Source organism: Acetobacterium fimetarium (genome assembly GCF_014284475.1).
Lineage (GTDB): Bacteria > Bacillota > Clostridia > Eubacteriales > Eubacteriaceae > Acetobacterium > Acetobacterium fimetarium.
In genome coordinates this window covers 129,128-146,485 of record NZ_WJBC01000002.1, presented here as the reverse complement: position 1 = coordinate 146,485, position 17,358 = coordinate 129,128, and the positions used below count along the sequence as shown (strand labels likewise).

General features: G+C 39.0%; 16 protein-coding genes. 5 read left to right on the top strand and 11 right to left on the bottom strand.

What is annotated here, in order from left to right; translation table 11 throughout:
* The first annotated feature begins 29 nt into the window (after positions 1-29).
* The 3 genes from GH808_RS01990 (at position 30) to GH808_RS01980 (ending at position 2,715) form a co-directional block, all read left to right on the top strand.
* Positions 30-602: a hypothetical protein gene (locus GH808_RS01990; protein ID WP_186841134.1), complete on the top strand. Its 573-nt coding sequence runs from the start codon at positions 30-32 to the stop codon at positions 600-602.
* Positions 603-776: 174 nt separating this feature from the next.
* Positions 777-2,117, top strand: coding sequence for an LPXTG cell wall anchor domain-containing protein (locus GH808_RS01985; protein WP_186841133.1), 1,341 nt, complete (start codon positions 777-779; stop codon positions 2,115-2,117).
* Between the two features lie 349 nt (positions 2,118-2,466).
* The gene (locus GH808_RS01980; protein ID WP_186841132.1) at positions 2,467-2,715 is read left to right on the top strand and encodes a CPF_0552 family protein; all 249 of its coding nucleotides are present in this window, start codon (positions 2,467-2,469) and stop codon (positions 2,713-2,715) included.
* Positions 2,716-2,956: 241 nt separating this feature from the next.
* On the opposite strand, the gene GH808_RS01975 is transcribed toward GH808_RS01980, so the two are convergent.
* From GH808_RS01975 to GH808_RS01955, 5 genes are all read right to left on the bottom strand, one after another.
* Positions 2,957-3,742 carry a GIDE domain-containing protein gene (locus tag GH808_RS01975; RefSeq protein ID WP_207722228.1) on the bottom strand — a complete coding sequence of 262 codons (786 nt, stop codon included), beginning with the start codon at positions 3,740-3,742 and terminating at the stop codon, positions 2,957-2,959.
* A gap of 4 nt (positions 3,743-3,746) precedes the next feature.
* On the bottom strand, positions 3,747-4,415 hold the full coding sequence (locus tag GH808_RS01970; RefSeq protein ID WP_186841130.1) for a PspA/IM30 family protein: 669 nt from the start codon (positions 4,413-4,415) through the stop codon (positions 3,747-3,749).
* A gap of 218 nt (positions 4,416-4,633) precedes the next feature.
* Positions 4,634-6,556, bottom strand: coding sequence for an oxidoreductase (locus GH808_RS01965; RefSeq protein WP_186841129.1), 1,923 nt, complete (start codon positions 6,554-6,556; stop codon positions 4,634-4,636).
* Positions 6,557-6,582: 26 nt separating this feature from the next.
* Positions 6,583-7,827, bottom strand: coding sequence for an L-lactate MFS transporter (locus tag GH808_RS01960; RefSeq protein WP_186841128.1), 1,245 nt, complete (start codon positions 7,825-7,827; stop codon positions 6,583-6,585).
* A 27-nt stretch (positions 7,828-7,854) separates the two neighbouring features.
* A complete protein-coding gene (locus GH808_RS01955; protein WP_186841127.1) occupies positions 7,855-8,817 on the bottom strand; it encodes an aldo/keto reductase in 963 nt (320 codons plus the stop codon).
* Between the two features lie 212 nt (positions 8,818-9,029).
* On the opposite strand from GH808_RS01955, the gene GH808_RS01950 reads away from it, so the two are divergent.
* Entirely contained in the window at positions 9,030-9,920 is an 891-nt protein-coding gene (locus GH808_RS01950) for a LysR family transcriptional regulator (protein ID WP_186841126.1), read from the top strand.
* A gap of 125 nt (positions 9,921-10,045) precedes the next feature.
* Here GH808_RS01950 and GH808_RS01945 read toward each other — a convergent pair whose 3' ends face one another.
* The 4 genes from GH808_RS01945 to GH808_RS01930 form a co-directional block, all read right to left on the bottom strand.
* Positions 10,046-10,831: a FlxA-like family protein gene (locus tag GH808_RS01945; RefSeq protein WP_186841125.1), complete on the bottom strand. Its 786-nt coding sequence runs from the start codon at positions 10,829-10,831 to the stop codon at positions 10,046-10,048.
* 185 nt (positions 10,832-11,016) lie between these two features.
* Positions 11,017-11,724, bottom strand: a complete 708-nt coding sequence (locus GH808_RS01940; protein ID WP_243166075.1) for a DUF4349 domain-containing protein — start codon at positions 11,722-11,724, stop codon at positions 11,017-11,019.
* Positions 11,725-11,916: 192 nt separating this feature from the next.
* Complete coding sequence (locus GH808_RS01935) at positions 11,917-12,168, bottom strand: zf-HC2 domain-containing protein (RefSeq protein WP_186841123.1); 252 nt, start codon at positions 12,166-12,168, stop codon at positions 11,917-11,919.
* A gap of 279 nt (positions 12,169-12,447) precedes the next feature.
* Positions 12,448-13,092, bottom strand: a complete 645-nt coding sequence (locus tag GH808_RS01930) for a toxin-antitoxin system YwqK family antitoxin (RefSeq protein ID WP_186841122.1) — start codon at positions 13,090-13,092, stop codon at positions 12,448-12,450.
* A gap of 221 nt (positions 13,093-13,313) precedes the next feature.
* On the opposite strand from GH808_RS01930, the gene GH808_RS01925 reads away from it, so the two are divergent.
* Positions 13,314-13,718 carry a bacteriohemerythrin gene (locus tag GH808_RS01925; protein WP_186841121.1) on the top strand — a complete coding sequence of 135 codons (405 nt, stop codon included), beginning with the start codon at positions 13,314-13,316 and terminating at the stop codon, positions 13,716-13,718.
* Positions 13,719-13,880: 162 nt separating this feature from the next.
* Here the strand turns inward: GH808_RS01925 and GH808_RS01920 are convergent, their stop codons facing one another.
* On the bottom strand, positions 13,881-15,122 hold the full coding sequence (locus GH808_RS01920; RefSeq protein WP_243166063.1) for an EAL and HDOD domain-containing protein: 1,242 nt from the start codon (positions 15,120-15,122) through the stop codon (positions 13,881-13,883).
* A gap of 245 nt (positions 15,123-15,367) precedes the next feature.
* Positions 15,368-17,263, bottom strand: a complete 1,896-nt coding sequence (htpG, locus tag GH808_RS01915) for a molecular chaperone HtpG (protein WP_186841119.1) — start codon at positions 17,261-17,263, stop codon at positions 15,368-15,370.
* Positions 17,264-17,358: the final 95 nt, after the last annotated feature.

Genomic DNA, 17,358 nt, shown 5'->3' with positions numbered 1-17,358 from the left:
CTAGATAAAAAATCATTAAGGAGAATTTTATGACCCCTGTTATTTGCCCGATTTGCGGAAGCGAAAACGCCACCATTTTTATTCAAGATAATTCAGCCGATTCAAAAGAATTTAAGCAGTCTGGACCGATAGTAATTCCGACAGCACAACCACGCTATCATTGCAACGCCTGTGAAAATAATTTCGGCCAAGAAACGACTTTTCTTCAAAATTCCACAGTCCGAATCGATGTCACCACCCGAAAAAAGGGTGAGATCAGTCAAACAATCACTTTTTTTAGAACGCCAACCGGTGTCACCTTTGAAGGCCCTTTTATCTGTTACTATCCCGATCTTCCTGAACTATATTATGATCATGAAGCGTGTTTTCGATTTCTGAAATCATTTTACAATCTCTTTATCATCGACTGGAAACAAAACTATGGTGAACTAACTTCTTCACCGGCCTTTTCCTGGGATCTCATCATCCAATTTAAAGAAGCTGAAACCTTTCACTCGCAAGGATACGATCAGTATCCCCCCTACTGGGATCATTTGATGGATCTTTTTGTGAGTTTCCGGCTTCCAAACATAAAAAATGCTCTTGGCGATAATTTTCTTTGAAAAATTTAAGATTAGTTTGAATATTGTGTTGATTTACGGGTATTTATTAAATCGATTGGCATTATCGATTAAATGTCAATCACAAGCTTTAATTTTTATGAAAGGAGGTAAAGACCTAAACGTAGGTCAAATATTTTGTAAATCAATTTTTTTAGAAAAGGGAGGAATAGTAAAGTGAGAAAAATGTCCAAATTATTGTCATTGTTGATGGTTATGGCCATGATGTTTATGATGGTTCCCGTCTCTGCCCTGGCTGCTAATGATGCCGATGCGGCTGCAGCTGCAACTGATAAAGATACCGTTGTTCTTGTAACAAATGAGGTACCTGCTACAACTGATGCAGATAAAACAGCCGTAGACACACCGACACCGGCTACTACAACACCGGCTACAACTCCGGCAACAACTCCGGCCGTTGATACGCCTGCTGTAACGACTCCGGCTACTACAACACCAGCAACAACAACTCCGGCTACTACAACACCAGCTGCACCAACTCCGGCTGTTGATACGCCAGTTGTTCAAACAGCAGCCATTGATGAAACCATCGATACGTTAGCTGCCACGGTTGTCAATTTAACGCTAACCGGCGGCACCGTTGTTAATCTTCTGGTTACCAACACCGGGGCTGGCTATTCATTTGACACTGCAGCCAACACATTAACACTTGACAATTTCACCGGACAAGAACTGGATGTCGTATCGAATGCAGATCTATTCAAAATGGTACTGCATGGTGTGAACAAGTTAACGACCAATGCTGGATTTGCTATTGACGTTGATGGCAGCATCAATTTAAGTGGCGACGGCAGACTAACAGCTGAAGGAGCCGCCACAGCAACTTCATCGGGTGGTGGTCTCTGTGCAACTCAGGACATCAGCATCGACAGTGGTTACTATGATTTCATAGCCACCGGCAATGCTGGTACAGGTGCTGCCGTTGGGATCTTTGGCACCACTGCAACCAGTGATATCATGTTCAATGGTGGTTATACTGATGTTACCGCCATCAATCCTGGTGTAAACGGCGCCTATGGTGTATACTCATATGGCGATGTTTATGTCAATAAAGGCGATCTTGATGTGATTACCGATTCTGCAGCTGGCACTAGCTGGGGTATTGGCGCCGCTGACGACATCGTATTCAATGGCGGTTACACAACGGTTGATTCAACAACTGTAACCGGTGAAGCAAGAGGTTTGCATGCAAATAGTTGGGTAGTCATCAACCGTGGGATCCTTGATCTTTGCACATCTGGTGGCATTAATCCTTTAGCAATTGAAGGCCATGAAGGCGTTTATATTAACCCATGCTACGGACCGGTTGATCTTTCAGCTTCTTGCTTGTATCTTGAACCACTGTGCGGCAAGCATTTCAGACATCATCACGCTGCCTCTTCTAACCCAAAAACGGGTGTCGAAACAACAGCAACGGATGCAGTCATCGCTGGTTTAGCCCTTATTTCTTTAATGGGGCTGGCAATAGTAATGTCAAAACGAGAACTTAATTCTTAGTGACTCCTAATTGGCAATACCGTTTAAATCTACTGGAATGAATCATTTCAGCTGACTAAAAAATTGACTCAACAGGTATATCTCCAATCACCTGTTGAGTCAATTTTATATATTCATACGGAATCTTCATTTTCCGAATCGCTGATTTTTAAATTCCTCTTCAATAGTTCTTCAACTGCTATCTTTATCATTTAATCTAAACCAATAATTAATCATTGCTACGTTTACCAGCTGGCGTTGATATTTTTCTGGTGATTAATTCACTTATTTAAAATAATATGATTTAAAGAACAGCTAGTTGGGTATATACCAAAAATATAAATATCTACATTTAAAAGGAGGATTTATTATGAGACAAATTATGGGTATCCAAGTAGGTGATCGTGAACATGAGGCTTCAAGGGTTCAAGAATTGCTGACAAAACATGGCTGCATTATCAAGACGCGTCTTGGATTGCATGAATCATCGGCGGCGCATTGTAGCACAAGTGGCCTGATTTTATTAGAGTTTTTACCAGATACGGATGACGAAATTGCGCTTATGAAGAAAGAATTATCTACCCTTGAGTCTGTTTTAGTCAGACAAATGGAGTTCTAATTTCAAGAAGAAATTGAAGCCCCTTTTCCTGATGACTAAGCAATCTTGTTTTGTGATTGAGTCTAAAAAGAAAAGAACTCTATTTCCTGATAAAATAAATCATCAGAGAAATAGGGTTCTTTTTCTTCGCCATATTAATTCACAAACTAATTTGTTCAAGAAGTGCAGGCAAACATTTACCACATTTGTTTATCTGCAAAAGAGAAGCTCCGGAAGAAACCAGGACTTCATGATGAAATTTTTACATTAATATCATCACGAGAATGCCAGCAATCACACCAACTACTCCAACCCCTGCTGCAAAAACTCTTTCTTTTTTCACATCATCCAGCAATTCTTCCTCTGACTTATATGTGACATGCGAAGGTTTTTTCGTTGTTGTTGATCTTCCTACATATAGACGATTTCCCCGTTTATGGATTTCTCCAAGTATATACATGGGTTGATCTTCTGGAAGAATCTCTTCAAAAAACCGGTATCCCAAAAATCGGGAGCCTCTCGGATTTGAAAAACTAAAATTGAAATTATCCCGAACCCAACTGGAACCTTCTGATTCAAAACGATCACAGCCGGACATCAAATCCACATCGCTACCAAAGCTCTCAATATCGATATACACTTTTTCTTCACAGCTATTGTCGGAAAGGTAAATTTCAACCGGACTCTTCTCGTTCGATAGAACTGTTTCAACCTTATCGGTTATGGTTCTGGTATTGCCGTCATCGTCCCGTTCCGTTCGCGTTTCTTCATTCACGGAATATACCGTGTTTTCATAATAAGCGGCTGGCCGCTGCGAATAGGGTGCCTCAACATCCCCAGATAAACTATGGAGATGACCTTTTACTTCGCTGTAATGACGATAGTTTTCGTCTAAATCCGATAAATTTCCGACAATATCAAGCACGTCCTTGATACAGCTTGTTTGCTGAAATTGCATTTCCTGCGCTTTATTTGTGTTTTTTCGATACACATAAATGGCGTATCCAATTCCTGCTATAATTAAAAGTAACCCAATTATATATTCCATGGCTCTAGCTTATTCCCATTTCGGCCTTAAGCTTTGCCAGTTCATCATCCACTGCGTTTTCTGTTTCCAAAGCTGCAAATTCATCCGTAACACTGTTGCTTTCACCAGCCATTTCACTAAATGCCTGAGCTTCCGCTTCTTTTGCATTAACTTTCTGTTCCATTTTATCAAGTTTGGAAAATGCACTCGTGCTATCTGTACTGTTCAAGGAAGTGCTGATGCCTTTCTGAGCATCTGCCATTTTTGAACGGGCGATCAGCATATTTTGTTTCATTCGTGCTTCTTCAAGTTTAGCTTTTAATTGGCGCACCTGGTCTTTCAGTTGTGCAGTCTGCATACTCATGGTATCGTAAGCTGCTTGAAATTGAACGATGCTCTGGTCCACACTTGCTTTTTGAGCGAGGGCTTTCTTCGCCAGTTCTTCATTTCCGGATTGTAAAGCCAACTTTGCTTTCTTGTTCCAATCCTCTGAAGATGCTTTTGCCGATTCCAGCTGTTTTAATGCCTGTTTTTCACTCCCCATCGCAGCCCCTAATCCCTGGGTTGCCTCATTGACTTGAGCTTCCATGTCAATGATAATCTGCTTCACCATCTTTTCTGGATCTTCTGCTTTATCCAGCATATCGTTTACGTTTGCTTTTAACAAGTCTCCAAGACGTTCAAAAATCGCCATTCATTTCCTCCTTCTTGCGTTATACTACGCAATTACCACTCTATTTTTATTATTATACTAACAGAACAAGAAAAATAAGTCCAACTATTTTTAAACTATAATTATCTGTATTCTAAAGAAAGCAATAACCTTCAATGGCTACTGCTTTCTTTTTCTATTTATTTACTACTCATCTGAGCAGACGGAAACTTTTGAATTCTCTTTTTGATAAATCAAAATCAGATTTGCAAGGCAGCTTCCATTGCTTCTGTTGTGGCATCCAATGCCCGTCGAGCTTTTACCGCATCGCCAACAATGTAGGTTTCTTTGATGGCTTCTTTTACATCTTCGCCGATCGAGTTGTAAGCCCGAGCCCCCATTGCAAGTACGACTGTATCAAATCCTGAAAGGTGCTGCTCAGTTCCATCAGGCAATGTGTAAACTACGCCGTCTTTGAGAAATTTGGATACTTTTGCATTAACGACCGATTTAATATTATATTTTTCAAAATCCTTCATTAAGAACAACCGATGTTCGGAGATCACATCTGCCGCTACATCTTCACGAAGTTCCACCACTGTGACGTTGTGTCCCAGTTCTCCCAAAAATGCTGCTGTTTCAGATCCGACCATACCGCCGCCTACAACCAGCACTTTTTTTCCACAGGTTTCTTTTCCATCAAGAAGATCAACCGCATGGATTAACCCCGAGTCTTCAATACCAGGAATCGGTAATACAAGTGGTATCGCACCGGTCGCAACAATGGCGGCGTCGAAAGCTTCTGCTGCAAACAACGCCTTCGTTACTCTGGTGTTCATTCGGATTTTCACGCCAGATAATTCGCATCGTTTAATATAGCTTCTGACCATATTGGTGATATCCCCTTTTCCGGGAGGATAAGCAGCTAAACGCATTTGCCCCCCGAGAATATCGGTTGCTTCAAACAAAGTCACATCATGACCGCGTTGCGCTGCGATGGAGGCGCCGTACATTCCGGCAACGCCGCCGCCGATTACGATCACTTTCTTAGGCATCACGGCCGGTTTAAGTTCCGACTCTCGGCCCAGCAATGGATTGACAAGACAAGTAATTGGTTTTCCTTGATACATATTATGAACACATCCCTGCAGACAGGCGATACAGTGATTCAGTTGATCCAGACGACCCGCCGCAGCTTTATTCGGCGTTTGTGGATCAGCCAGACTTTGACGTCCGAATGCAACCAAATCGCAACGACCTTCACGTACCAATAGTTCTGCATAATGAGGTTCAGTAAAACGTCCGATTGTGATGACAGGAATACTGACGGCTCGTTTAATTTCAGTTACCAAGTCGGCACTGAATCCACCGTGCATGACGGTCGGCGCCCACATATATTCATCCTTGATGTGAACCGCACGGGAAACGTGAAGGCCGTCAATACCGCAATCTTCCAGATAGGCAGCAATTGCTGCGCTGTCATGAATATCCAGGCCACCTGGAATTTCATCGGAACTATTGATCCGACACAGAATTGCAATGGAGTGTCCTGCTTTTTTGCGGATATTTTCAATGATCAAACGCGGAAGACGCAATCTGTTTTCAAAGCATCCGCCAAATTCATCAACACGCTTGTTGGTTCTTGGTGACAGAAAGCTGCCGATAAAATATCCATGGGCACAATGAACTTCTACCGCATCAGCACCAGCTTTTTTTGCCCGTAATGCTGCATCACCGAAGGATTCGATGAAATTATAGATCTCTTCTGTTGAAACAGAAACCGGAATATCACGTCCTGCTGATGCGGGAATGGCAGAAGCCGCTTTAATTGGATATCCCGCCGCTTTTGCATTTCCTTCAGGGCCGGCATGCTGAAGCTGAATGGATATTTTTGAACCAGCCTCATGACAGACATCAATAACACGTGCGAAGCTTTCAATCGTGGTGTCATCAAACAGGCAGGCCTTATTGGTTCCTCCCTTTGCGCTTTTATCGACAACAGTGGCTTCGATGGTAATTAATCCAAAACCGCCATAAGCGCGCTCACGGTAATAAGCTAAGCTTCTGTCACTTAACGTTCCATCTGCATTTGCAAAATTATTGCACATTGGCGCAACAACAAATCGGTTTGGTACCTGCATTGGGCCGATTTCGATTGGGCTGAACATCGCTTTAAATTTCATAAATCATAATCCCCTTCACTTGAAATCTAGTTATTTGCTGTAACAGAAGAATTTTCTTCTTTCTTTTGTTTGGCAATTAAAACTGCTGTGATACCAAGACCTACCACCGCAACAATTGCAGCGATCACATAAGCCTGGCTGTAGGCAGCAACACCTAAAGCTTTATCAAGCGATCTTGCCGCAATCTGAGGTCCGATAAGAGCCCCGATAGAATAACCGAAAAACATTATCCCATAGTTGATACCCGAGTTCTTAACACCAAAAGTTTTGTTTGTCAGCGGCGGGAACACAACCAGAACACCACCGAAAGATGCACCAAGTATAACAAGAAAAATAATAAACATGACCTGATCAGTCGCAATCTTCAGTCCCATTAACCCGACGATTGTCAATACAAAGATAATTGACAGAGTTTTCAGTTCGCCGATTTTATCACAGAGTTTTCCAACAATCAAACGCCCACCGAAATTAGATAGACAGTTAATGACAACCATATTAGCGGCGGTGACAGCCGTCATCCCCAATTGTATCTGGGCAATCGCCGACAAAGAACCAATCAGCATGATTCCAGCTGTACAGGCGATCGAAAACAATACCAGCAAAATCCAAAATGTACCTGTTTTCACCATTTCTTGCGGCGTGTAGTCTATTCCTGCAGAAGCAGCTGCTGCCTGGGCGGTAAAGCCTTCCGGTACCCAACCCGGTTCCGGTGCTGTCATTTTCCAACCAACCAGGCACACCAATACAAAATAGAATCCACCGATAAAAATCAATCCCTGTGTTCCGAATTGTGCGCACAAGATCGCCCCAACTTTAGCAAGAACCAGAGGACCAAGCGATGCTGCCGCCAAAAGAATTCCCGACATGGTCCCTTTCTTTTCCGGGTACCATCTCAAGGCCGTGTTAATCGCAGGATTGTATAATAATCCATTTCCTGCTCCGGCCAATAAACCATAAGAAAGATAAAGCATTGGCAAACTGGAAGCAACACTTGTCAAAGCCCAGCCGATTCCAAAAACAAGCCCTCCGATATACACTAACTTTTTGGGGCCAAACACATCGACGATTTTTCCTGAAATTACGCCAAATAGTGACATAACAAACTGATAAATCGTCAGGGTAATCAATACTTGAGCAGCAGTTGCTCCGGTGGCTTGGGTTAAAGGGGTAACAAATACCGAAAATGCTGCTGAACCCGAACAGACAAATATAATAAAAAATGCAGCAGTGAAGACGACAGTCCTGTTAACAACAGATTTTGTTTTTTCCATAATAAATTCTCCTCTTCTTTTTACAAATTAGCGTACATCACTTTTTAAGCACAAGTAATCTAATTCTTTTTGTGTCAATTTTACATCGAGTGCTTTTACACAAGATTCAAATTCTTTTTTGCTTCTGCTTCCGATGATGGCTCCAACTGGGAATGGTTGAGACATTACATAAGCAAGTGCAATGTTGATTGAATCAACGCCTTTTTCAGCACCCAATTCCTGTGCCCGACGCAAACGCTCAAAGTTATCATCAAAGAAGAACGCCTCCTGAATGTCCTGTGGAGCGCTGCCATCTCTTTTGTAAATGTCAGCAAAAAAACCATGTGCCTGCGAAGCCCAGCTAAATAAAGTCACATCTTTGCCTTCATGCCATTGTGCATATTCATCATCAGCATAAACACAACCCGGCCATCTCGTTTTTCTGACTTTAGCCAATGAATAAGAAGGGTTATTTACAGAAATCCCCTGATATCCTTTCTTTTCACAGTATTTCACAGCTTCCTGGACTCGCGGCAATTCCCAGTTTGATAAACCATAAGCTCCGATCAAGCCTTCTTTTCTGTGTTCTTCCAGACGATCGATAATTTCGCCAACTGGTACGTTTTCATCATCACGATGCATTAAATATAGATCAAAGAAATCGCAGCCCGTATGAAACAAACTATAATGCAAATCATCTGTGATTAAATCCGGTTTTACTCGCCAGTAATCAGGATGATGTGCTCCGTCCGGAGTAATAATTGGATGGCAGCATTTGTCTACGATAACCAGATCTTTGCGATTGTTTCTTCCATCAAACCACTTTTTCAGTATTTTTTCAGATTGAGCAACTCCATAGAATCGTCCCGTATCAATAACGGTACCACCTGCTTCAACATAGGTATCCATCATCCGAAAAATTTCATCTTCAAATGACGGTCCGAACCAGGCTGTGCCCATGATCAACTTTGATACTTGCTTTTCAATGCCTTTAACTTTTAAATATTCCATAATATCCTCCCTTTTGCAGTTCTTTTGTGTGAACCTTTACACGAATCAAAAAACTAACTGTGTATGGACACATTATAATTGAGCAGCTTGCTTAAAAGCCAATACTAAATATCTATGAATCTATAGATAAATTTTATAATTTGAATTATCTATTGCTTTATAAAGAGATTCTATTATAAAATTACGCTTGTACGGAAGAGGAGGATATTGCCTTGAATCTAAATCAGTTATATTATTTTAAAAAGCTTTCTGAAGTAAAACATTTCACAAAAGCTGCACAGGAACTACATATCAGCCAACCAAGTTTGAGTTATTCTATTTCTTCTTTAGAAGAAGAATTGGGTACAAATCTTATTCAACGAAGCGGCCGAATCATTTCTCTTACTGAAAACGGTGTGGAGTTTTTAAAATATGCCGATTCTTCTTTGTCAGAACTAGAAAAAGGAATTAAGATTGTAAAGAAAAATGAAGATGTGCAAACCGGAAAGGTTGATATCGGTTATATTTATACAATAGGTTCAAGCTATATGCCTAAATTAATCAAAGAGTACATTGAAACATATCACTTTGAAACAACTTTTGACCTGTTCAGTTCTCCCACTTCTACCGTTATAGAAGGGTTGAAATCAGGAAAATTCGACATTGTCTTTAGTTCTTATGTAAAGAACGAATCCGACTTGGAATTTTTCCCTATTTTAACCCAGAAAGTAGTCATCATTGTTCCCAAGAAACATGAACTGGCTAAATTTGAAAAGGTGACTTTAAAGCAAGTATCTGCGTACCCTATCGTCACCTATAACAGCCATTCTAATTCACTGGGGGTTCTTGTTAAAAACATTTTTAAAAACTATAATATAGAACCTCGTGTCGTTTTTGCATTAAATGATGAAACTTCTATCGGAGGATTTGTCTCGGAAGGTTTTGGCGTGGGGATTATCGAAGATCTTCCATTGATTGCGCAATTCGACCTTAAGATCATTCCACTGGATATCGATCTTCAAACACGCGTTGTCTATTGTGCCTATAATAAGAGACTTTATCAAACTGGAGCAATCCGATCATTTTTAGAATTTGTTAAACAAAAAGAGATCAGTCTCTACTAATAAAGATTTAAGTAAAAAATTGCTTTATGGCAAAAAATAAAAAGGTCAATGCTCAATCTTTGACAAATTCATGAATTGTCAATAATCAATCATTAACCCTAGCTTTATTTTGCTTTTGATACTAATCAGACTATGAGGTCCATCGAATCATAGGGAACAAAAACATTATCAATTACTGTCGGCATTTTGTCATTCTCATCCACCATCGCTTTTTCGTCCGCTTCGCTTTTTATTGAACTGCTTTTAGCTTTTTTCGTTTCGATCTGATCATTGACATTTTCAATTCTGTCAGCTTCTTTTTCTGATTTCTTTCCCTTTGTTTCTTCCATTTCCTTATTGACATCCGAAAGTCTTGCCGCATTATTGACAGAAATACTGCTGATATTTCCTTTAATTTTGCTGAGCCGCTTTTGTTTGCCATCGGTATCACGACCTCTTGCACTGTCAAGCTTTATTTCTTCAGACAGAACCCCTGCCTCACCTTTCATGTTTGTCTTTACACTCTCGGCCTTATTTATCCGGGACATGGCAATGCCGGCACCAATCAGACTCTTCATTGAAGTTTCATCCATGCTGGAAGCGACTTGGTTAGTGTTCACTGTCTGCTGTATATTTAAATCAGAGTTGTCAATTGCTTCCGCTTTCTCTTCCTGGTTTTGTTTCTGAACTTCAATTTTTCTTTGCGTCAGCTGGTTATTCAACTCATCGATCATTGACTGCAATTCTTTCTTTTTTTCCATTTTTGCTTCTACCGACATGTCTTCATTTTCTGAAATGCTGGTCATTTGTGCTTTCAGATTATCTATTTGTTTCTGAATACTCTCCGAAACGCCATCCTTTTGCTTCTCTGATGTTTTTTGGATACTGTTATAAAAATTAGAAGAGTTGCTGGTGATCGATGCTATTCTCATTTTCAACCTCCGCTGAGTTTTTAAAATCAACTGTTAACTGTAAACCAGCCGGTAAGAACTGGCTATCCTTATTATTAGTTGAAATCATATCGTATTATCGCATTGATGTCAACACTGTTTGACTGTGTTGACATTTTTCTCTTAGACTTATTCCTGACAGCTCGAACTCAAAACCTTTCCAGGGATTATAAATTCTTTTTCTTTTTAAACTGTCTAACTTTTCTATAAATCAGATAGCCGATTCCCAGTATTGCCACAAAGGGAATGAGCCTGACAAACAGAAGGATAAGTACAGCGATGATGTTCAACAAAAAGTTGATTGAAGCAATGAAACCTTCTGTTAATTTTTGAACAAATCCTGAAAAAGGTGATACAATGCTACTTGCCCCAAGCACTTTTTCATACACAGAAATATAAATTGTGGAATAGGCTATTTCAGTATCCCAATTTTTAATTAGTGTCGTTCGTTTATCAATTTCAGTTCGAACTCTGTTGAGTTCACTTTCAATTTGGAGCAAATCACCTAAACTTACTGCCTGATTCAAATATCCCTGAAGCCTTGCTTCTTCAATTTTCAGATTGTCCAATTGACCTTTTATATCCTGGTACTCCTGAGAAATATTTGTACTATTGATGCTGGAGCTGATTACGGTTCCATATGTCTCGATTTCCTTCATGGATTCATTGAATTTTGTCGATGGTACCCTTATGGTTAAATAGCCTGAGTTTGTCTCAACATTTTCAGTTTGATCGGCACAAGAAGAACTTGAGTTCTGCACAAATCCACCCTGTGCCACCGCAAATTCACCAATTTCATTAAATGTTTTCTGATAATCCTCAGTATAAAGACTGATATTTCCAGAATAGATGATCTTTGACGCATTGAGTTGCAAACTCGAATCGACCGTACTGGAAGTTGATGACGAATCGATCGTTGTTTTCTGATCGTACTCATTTACAACACCATCATTGACTGCTGACGACCCCCCTCCAGCAAATCCATACAACAAACTGATTATGAGTACCAAGACTGTAAATATAAAAATGATGCTGCCCGATACGATTAGCGCAATTTTCCAGAATTTTCATCTCTTTTTAGAATTTTTCATCGATTTATTCTCAATTTTCAGTTCCTGCTTATCCTCGTCAGCTTCTATTTTTTTTCGATCTGATTCTACCGGTGAAGCAACGTTTTTATTTTTTTTATTCTTTTCTTCCTGTTCCATCCGACAGTTTTCACATAATTCAAGATGTTTCAGAAATTCTTCTTTTTCCTCCGTACTCAATTCATTTTTCATATCCATTTCTATCCAATTTCGATATTTTTGATGGTCCATGATTCATCCCTCCCTTGAGAATGTCTCTTATAGAGTGTTTGAAAAACTATCCTATGTTATCTTTAATATAGTTTAATTCTATAATGATCCTATTTTAAATATAACCATTTTTAACTTTTTCAAACAGACATTGCTGTCCCGTTATCAAGTGTCACTAATCATTCCGGTAACCATCGGTAATATCATTGGTGGCGCTCTTGTTATTCCAAGTGCTTATTATTTTGCTTATTTAAGAAAGCCAAAAGCTGACAGTGTTACTGCTTCAGTTACCAACTCTTATTACTTAACTGGTTTGCCAGATAAGAATCTTCCCCGATGTAGCAACCTCCCACTTTTATCATAATATTTACCATCACCATGCCAAAGTCCGTTATAAAAATCACCGGCATATTTCACTTTGCCATTTTCATAATATTCTCTACATTTACCCGAAGGAGCAGAAGGATCTTTCTGTGATTCAGTTTTTATCGATAGTCTGGCAAAATTTCCCTCACATTTCAAATGTCCGTTATTATCATACAGTTTTCCAATGCCAGATGCGTAACCATTTTCAAAATTTCCTTCATATTTCAATCTTCCATCTTCATTGAATAACTTCCCCGATCCCGCTGCGTAACCGTTTAGAAAATGGCCAATGTATTTCAGCTTCCCATTTTCATGGTACTCTCTTCCCTGGCCTACCTGCACCCCATTAAAAAAAATTCCGTCAGCCGCAAGTTTGCTGTTTATATATTTTTTCCCCTTAAACAAGTCGCCTTCTATATAATAGCCGATCATAAAGCCATTTTTGCAAAATACTTTTATTGTCGACTTCGCCTCTGTGCCACTAGAAAAGAACTTGCCTTTTTGTTGCGCATTGTAAATTCCCCAGACTGCAAATGCAGTGATTACAATAAGCAAAAGTATAACTGTTCCCGCATTCATATCTTTATTTACTCACTTTCATATCATTTTCCAATATCTAAATATATCCGGTCATTATATTTGAATTCGCACAAAAAAGCAATACTCGCTAATTTTTCAATTTTGGAGTTGCACATGTTCTTAATCAGTTGAATGATTTTTATTTTATAATCGCTCATGATATTGTGATAATAAAGTACTATAATTAATTCTATAATTTGATCAACTAGGAGGATTTAATAATGGCTATAGTATGGACTCCAGATTTATCAGTCGGTGTGACAAACATTGATTCTCAACACAAAAAATTGTTTGAACAGGCTGATCAACTATTCTCTGCCGGTAAAGCCGGCAAATCAAAAGACGTTATCGCGGAAATGTTGGATTTCCTCGATACTTATACCAAACAACATTTCCATGATGAAGAAACCTACATGATGAGTATCCACTATCCTGAACTACAGGCTCAAAAAAATGCCCATCAGAGTTTTATTGCAGAACTAACTAAACTAAAAAAAGAATATCAAACATCCGGTGGAAATATTTCTTTGATAATCAATGCCAACCAGATGATTATCGAATGGCTTACCAAACATATTTCAGGGATGGACAAAAAAATTGGCATCTATGCTAAAACACTCAAATAGTCAAACGACCACCGTAAAGCATTTCACAAGTTTACTTTTATCTGTGATACATCACCACTTTTAATGCATTGGGTACTTTCTGAAAGATCGACATATTTCTAACTACCCTTATAAAAAAAAGAAGCTCGCCTAATAAAAGGTGAGCTTTTTATCGTAATAAATCTAAATCACCTGAGAGGTCACTTCATTTGCCCACTGAATTGCCCACCGATAGGAAAGTGCCAATTCAGAATTACTTATATTCAGGTCTATCGAAATTTTTTCTACCGCAAACCACTCTCCTTTTTCACAAGCCAGTATCAACTCATAAATTGGATAAAGTATCCCTTTATGATCGATCAACGCTTCCGTTATTGAAGAAGGAAGTGCTATTCCAGCCAGGGCTTCTTCCATGGACTGATCAAGAATCGCATCCAGTACGCTAAATAATCCCATCATTGAAGCAGAATGTTGATATTCCTTCAGGTTGCCATGAATAGCCAACGACTCAGCAAACTTTGATCGGATTAACGAAATTTTCTTCAACTCTCCCGGTTTATCTTTTCCTAAATCATGAAGCATGATGATACTGATCCAGCATTCAATTTCTTTTAATCCCATATAGGTTAACGCATACTTAACAGAACAAACTTGGCTATTTCCTGATCGAAAACATGCCATACGCATCACACGATAAGCCAAAGTGACATCATGCTCAATCAGTTCCGTCAGTCTTTCAAAACTTGGATCTTCTTTTTTTACCTCCGAAATGATACGTATATATTGAGACTTGCTAGTCGTTTTATTATATGATTTACCGGCAATATGGGGTTTACTGAAAAAATATCCCTGAAATAAACGAAATCCCATTTTTTTAGCTTCAATGTATTCTTCTTCCGTTTCAACTTTCTCTGCTAAAAGAATTTTATTCTGGGATAAGGCTGTCGCTACATCTGTTCTGATTGTCTCTAAAGGCGTCGCCAGGATATCGTATTTGATTATGTCGGCTAGAGTTGTTAAGGGATATTCAAGATATTTTCGGGAAAAATCATCCAGTGCAATCTTATATCCCATGTTTTTTATTTCTTCCAACCGCTCCAACAACAGACGATCGATCTTGATATTCTCAAGCATTTCCACAACCAGCCGATTCGGTTCAATTAATTCCAGCGCATCCGAATGAACAAATATTTCGTCAAAATTAATAAAAGCATACTTATCATCAACGAGATTTTCCAATCCAGATTCATATAAACCGGTGATAACTGTTGCTGTTGCACCCTGAGAAGATATGCCTCCAAATTGAGTTGACTGCCGTTCTAATCTAAAAAGCAATTCATATCCATAAACTTCCAATTGACTGTTAAAAATAGGTTGTCTGGCGATAAACATGATGCGTTCCAACTTTCCAAAATATTCATGCAACCGGAAACAAACTTCTAATCAATAGCGTCCACTGCAATCATATAAAATTTATTTCTATTTAAAAACAACTTAATAATATCATTTTACTACCGTGTTTTCAATAAAATAATAACCATTTTGAAATGATTATTCTCTATTTGAATGATTGTCTTCATTAATAAATAGATTTAAAAAAAGCGCACCCCAAATTGCCAGATTTTTGTCTGAGCTTTGAGGTACACTTTATAAACAGATGGTATTGAGTATTACATGAGTTTACTGATATTTTGAGTGAACGAAACAACATCATCGATTGGCAATCCAGCAATTAATCTGGCCTGGTTATACAGTAAGTGAGTATAAAGTTCGAGCTGCTCCTCATCCTTTTCATAGAATTCCTTCAATTTTTTATAGACTGAGTGATTTTTATTAATTTCCAGCACTTTCTTGGCGCTGACTTTGCCGCCCTGAGGCATGGAGTTTAGTGTTTTTTCCATTTCAATGGTAAGCTCACCTTCTGTAGAGAGATAAACAACATCGTCTTTTAAATGACCCGTCGTCTTAACCCTGACCACTTCTTCTCCAATGATCTCCTTCATTTTTTCAAGCAGTTTTTCATCCGCCTCAGTTTCCGCTGCGGTCGGTTCATCTGCATTCTCCTTTGGTGCTTCCAGTCCCAGATTATCGCTGGATACAGATCGGAATTCCTTTTCAGCATACTGACGGATCGTCTGTAAAACAAATTCATCAATAGTCTCTGTCAGGTAAAGTATTTCATAATTTTTATCCTTAACGATGGTTACCTGCGGCAATTTTTCGATATGTTCCACAGACGAACCGGATGCAAAGTAGATATACTTCTGATCTTCTGGCATACGGTCTACATATTCTTTTAATGTGACCAATTTTCCCTCTTTTGAAGAATAGAAAAGCAGGAAATCCTGTAACTTGTCTTTATTCTGACCCCAACTATCGTATGTTCCCACTTTTAATTGATTGCCAAAGGCCAGGAAAAACTCTTCATATTTTTCCCGATCATTTTCCAGCATATTTTTAAGCTCTTCAGAAATTCTGGAATCGATTTTTCGGCTGATCAACCGAAGCTGCCTGTCCTGCTGCAGCATTTCTCTTGAAATATTGAGCGATAAATCTTCCGAATCCACCACACCTTTTACAAAGCTGAAATAATCAGGCAGCAGTTCCCCGCATTTATCCATAATCAGCACACCGTTGGAATAAAGCTCAAGACCTTTTTCATAATCTCTGGTATAGTAGTCAAACGGCGGTTGTCCCGGTATGTATAATATTGCTTTATAGCTCAGCATGCCTTCAATACTTAAGTGAATGTGCGCCAGCGGCTCGTCATAGCCAAATCTTTTTTCGTGATAAAAATTATCATACGCTTCGTCATTCAGTTCATTCTTGTTTTTTCTCCAAATTGGAACCATGGAGTTCAGAACATCGTCTTCGAGATATGATTCGTATTCTGGCTTTTCAGCATCCTTTGTTTCTTCTTTAACGCGACTCTTTTCAACCACCATTTTGATTGGGTAGCGGATATAATTTGAATACTTTTCGACAAGACTTCTAATGCGATACGGTTCCAGGTATTCATCGTAATTATTATCATCCGTGTTTTCTTTGATATGTAATATGATTTTAGAGCCATGGGATTTCATATCGGATGGCTCAATCGTGTAACCATCAGCGCCTTCAGAAGTCCATAAGTAGGCCTGATCTTCATCGATGGATTTTGTTTCCACTTCAACTTTGTCTGAAACCATAAAGGCCGAATAGAAACCGACGCCGAACTGACCAATGATGTCAAATTCTTCTTCCATTTTTTGTTCTGATTTGAATTCGTTAGATCCACTCTTGGCAATCGTTCCAATATTTTCTTCAAGTTCTTTTTCAGTCATACCGATACCGGTATCTGAAATTGTCACGGTTCGATCATCCTGGTTTGGATGAATGCGGATATAATAATCATCCTTATTGAATTTTTTATCCTTGTCCGTTAACGTCTTATAATAAACTTTATCAATTGCGTCTGAGGCGTTAGAAATCAATTCACGTAAAAATATCTCTTTGTTCGTATAAATTGAATTGACCATCAAATCCATAAGACGTTTGGATTCTGATTTAAATTGCTTTTTTTCCATTGCACATACCCTTTCTTCATGCCATATTATTATTAGCACTCAAATAGAACGAGTGCTAATAACTATATTGTAAATTTATTTGTGGAATGTGTCAA

What these genes read in the sequence shown, in the direction of transcription:
- GH808_RS01990 (WP_186841134.1), top strand. Translation starts at nt 30, where the DNA reads ATGACCCCTGTTATTTGCCCGATTTGCGGAAGCGAAAACGCCACCATT.
- GH808_RS01980 (WP_186841132.1), top strand. Translation starts at nt 2,467, where the DNA reads ATGAGACAAATTATGGGTATCCAAGTAGGTGATCGTGAACATGAGGCT.
- GH808_RS01975 (WP_207722228.1), bottom strand. Translation starts at nt 3,742, where the DNA reads ATGGAATATATAATTGGGTTACTTTTAATTATAGCAGGAATTGGATAC.
- GH808_RS01970 (WP_186841130.1), bottom strand. Translation starts at nt 4,415, where the DNA reads ATGGCGATTTTTGAACGTCTTGGAGACTTGTTAAAAGCAAACGTAAAC.
- GH808_RS01965 (WP_186841129.1), bottom strand. Translation starts at nt 6,556, where the DNA reads ATGAAATTTAAAGCGATGTTCAGCCCAATCGAAATCGGCCCAATGCAG.
- GH808_RS01960 (WP_186841128.1), bottom strand. Translation starts at nt 7,827, where the DNA reads ATGGAAAAAACAAAATCTGTTGTTAACAGGACTGTCGTCTTCACTGCT.
- GH808_RS01955 (WP_186841127.1), bottom strand. Translation starts at nt 8,817, where the DNA reads ATGGAATATTTAAAAGTTAAAGGCATTGAAAAGCAAGTATCAAAGTTG.
- GH808_RS01945 (WP_186841125.1), bottom strand. Translation starts at nt 10,831, where the DNA reads ATGAGAATAGCATCGATCACCAGCAACTCTTCTAATTTTTATAACAGT.
- GH808_RS01935 (WP_186841123.1), bottom strand. Translation starts at nt 12,168, where the DNA reads ATGGACCATCAAAAATATCGAAATTGGATAGAAATGGATATGAAAAAT.
- GH808_RS01930 (WP_186841122.1), bottom strand. Translation starts at nt 13,092, where the DNA reads ATGAATGCGGGAACAGTTATACTTTTGCTTATTGTAATCACTGCATTT.
- GH808_RS01925 (WP_186841121.1), top strand. Translation starts at nt 13,314, where the DNA reads ATGGCTATAGTATGGACTCCAGATTTATCAGTCGGTGTGACAAACATT.
- htpG (WP_186841119.1), bottom strand. Translation starts at nt 17,263, where the DNA reads ATGGAAAAAAAGCAATTTAAATCAGAATCCAAACGTCTTATGGATTTG.